This window comes from Pseudomonas sp. TAA207 (genome assembly GCF_001529285.1).
Lineage (GTDB): Bacteria > Pseudomonadota > Gammaproteobacteria > Pseudomonadales > Pseudomonadaceae > Aquipseudomonas > Aquipseudomonas weihenstephanensis.
Genome location: NZ_LLWJ01000014.1, coordinates 1 through 2,430, shown reverse-complemented (window position 1 = coordinate 2,430; position 2,430 = coordinate 1). Strand labels below are relative to the sequence as shown.

Genomic DNA, 2,430 nt, shown 5'->3' with positions numbered 1-2,430 from the left:
GGCCGCCTTCGGCGTCGCGGATTTTGATCAACTGGTCCTGATCGTTGTACGCGTAGTGCATGACGCTGTGGTCGGCGCGGATGTGTTCAAGCAAGTTGCTACTGTCATCGAAGGCATACTGATCTGTGCTGCCGTCTGCATGAACATGGCGCACGACGTTCTTGGCACGGTCCCGGAAGAACCAGTCAGAGCGCCCATCGGGATGGCGAATGCAATAGGTGTAGCCAAGGATGTCGTAGTAGTGCCAAGTCTCGTTGCCGTGGGCATCGGTGACGTAGGTCAGGCGGATGTTTTCATCCCACTCCAGGCGGGTGTCGAAGCTGCCGTCGTCGGCCCATTCGCGCACGGCCTTGGCGTCGGGCCCGGTGCCTTGCCATTGCAGGTTCATGCCACGGGCGGTGCGGTCGGTGTAGCGGGTGATCAGGTGATGCTGGTATTCGTAGCTCCACGCGGCGCCGTTTTCGTCCTGCGCGTTGATCAGGTCGCCGTGGGCGTCGTAGTAGTAGGCCGCCAGTTGACGCACCGGCGCGCCGTCGCGGATTTCCCACAGGCCTTTGAGGTGGCCGTGGTCGTCGATCATGGTGCCCAGATGCAAGTGGACGTTGGTGAGGTCACCCTGATAGGTGATCAGGTCAGACAGCACCGGTTGGTCGGCGTGGCGGTATTCGTGATGCAGCATCACGCCCGCGCCGTTGCGCAGTTCGATGTGGGCCAGCAGGAAGCGATCGCCGTGGCGAACGTAGGTTTCTTTGCGATCGAAGCCTCGACATAGCATCAACCTGTTTTGATCAAGGCGTACAACAGTCAGGTTTTCGATGGCGTCGAAGTGAAACAGGCGCTCTTTGGGCAATGGATAGTCATGGCTTCGTCCATCGGCGTCGTGGAACGTCAGGGCATCACCAATACAATCAAAACGGGTAGTGAACTCGGTCACCCAACGGGCACCCATCACGTCCTGATCGTAAGCACTCAGGGCCGAGAAATAAGTACGTGTCCACTCAATCGGGAACGGGCCGGGCAAGCTGAAATCGGTATGTTCGAGCGACTCCGAGCCCATTGCAAAGTTGATGCTGTTACAGGTGCCGACACAGGTGCCATTCTTTTCTTCATTGGCTTTTTTCTTGGGCGGTACTTCGTTTTTCCTGACCTCCAATTGCCCCTTACCCTGAATGTATTGGGCTTTGCTGGTGGTGCCCTTTTTGATGCTGCTGGACAGTGCGCGCGGGTTACGCACATGCCATAACTGAACCGCTTTATTCAGCATCACCACCAGCGAGCCGATGGAGCCCTTCAAGGCTGGATCGTTGAGCTTTCTGAGCTGCACGCGCAGCTCAGGGCCCATCGTTATCAAGCGTTCAGTTTGTTCATAAACCCGTTTTTTGGCCTGATCGGGCATCAGAAGCTTGGCTGCTGAGTTAGCCATGCCTTTACCTGCGGCGACCTGAAGATCACGCAAGGCACTGTAGACATTCGTAATGATGCGCAACGGGTCGCGCTTAAGCTGCTCAGTATTGATTGACGTTATATTTTTCTGCGCGCTGACAAGACGCCCTTTTACGTCCATATCACCATCGACCAGTGCCCTCATGCCTTTGGCAAGGTCCAGTACAAACGCTTCGCCTAATTGCCCCGCCTGCTCCAGCAGACCCGGTAGCTGGCTTTGAGCGGTCGTTAGAAAGTGTTCGAGTTTGCCTACGATCGTTGCGTTGAGGTGCCCAACAACAATTTCAATCAGGGCATCACCCAGCAACATCTTGCCGACGTTGGCCAGCTCTCTGCGGACCAAAAACAAAATGGGGCGCAAGCTCATGCGCGCAACGGTGCTGCCCGGGAAAGGAATGATGCACACCAGGTTGATCCCCAAACTCACCCAGTCGAGCAGTTCCTTCCCTTCTGTTCTAACCAGCGTCACGATGTCGCTAATTGCATCAGCCAACGCCATGGCATTGCCAACCACTGGAATCAACCCGGCAACGTTTTGTATACGGTCCAGGGTAACGACACCCCCACTGGCGTCTTGTAGCCAGGCATCAATGGCAGAAACATCGCGCCCCACATCTTCGATCTGGATCTCATCCAGAGGAACAATCGCAATTTGTGGCTCACGGGTTTTAGCTACAGCATTTTCAGTCGTCATGACAGCATCTCACCCGCCAGCAGGCCGGGGGTTTTGAAGACCAGCACCTGAAAATCCGCCCCGTCGAGGGCCAGCGTGAAATGGGGCTGATGAGCCGGTGCGAACATCCCTTGTCCCTCATGCAGTGCAGCGATTTTCGTCGTGTGGAAACAGGCGCCGAAAACAGAAAATTCTGGGGTCATGCACGCACCGGCCCGCAAGGGACCGGTGCGCTAAAACGCTCGCGCAGCCTTAGCCCGCGACCGGAGTACGCCAGTCATCCGAACCGGATGTGCCGGACACTTCGTGGGTCC

General features: G+C 56.7%; 2 protein-coding genes. Both read right to left on the bottom strand.

The genetic code is table 11. The features are described 5' to 3' along the window. On the bottom strand, positions 1–2,137 hold a 2,137-nt coding region (locus AP059_RS00130), incomplete at its 3' end, for a DUF6531 domain-containing protein (protein WP_256209589.1). Further along, the gene (locus AP059_RS22315; protein WP_131811507.1) at positions 2,134–2,319 is read right to left on the bottom strand and encodes a hypothetical protein; all 186 of its coding nucleotides are present in this window, start codon (positions 2,317–2,319) and stop codon (positions 2,134–2,136) included. The genes AP059_RS22315 and AP059_RS00130, both read right to left, overlap by 4 nt. Between the last annotated feature and the right edge of the window lie 111 nt (positions 2,320–2,430).

What these genes read in the sequence shown, in the direction of transcription:
- AP059_RS22315 (WP_131811507.1), bottom strand. Translation starts at nt 2,319, where the DNA reads ATGACCCCAGAATTTTCTGTTTTCGGCGCCTGTTTCCACACGACGAAA.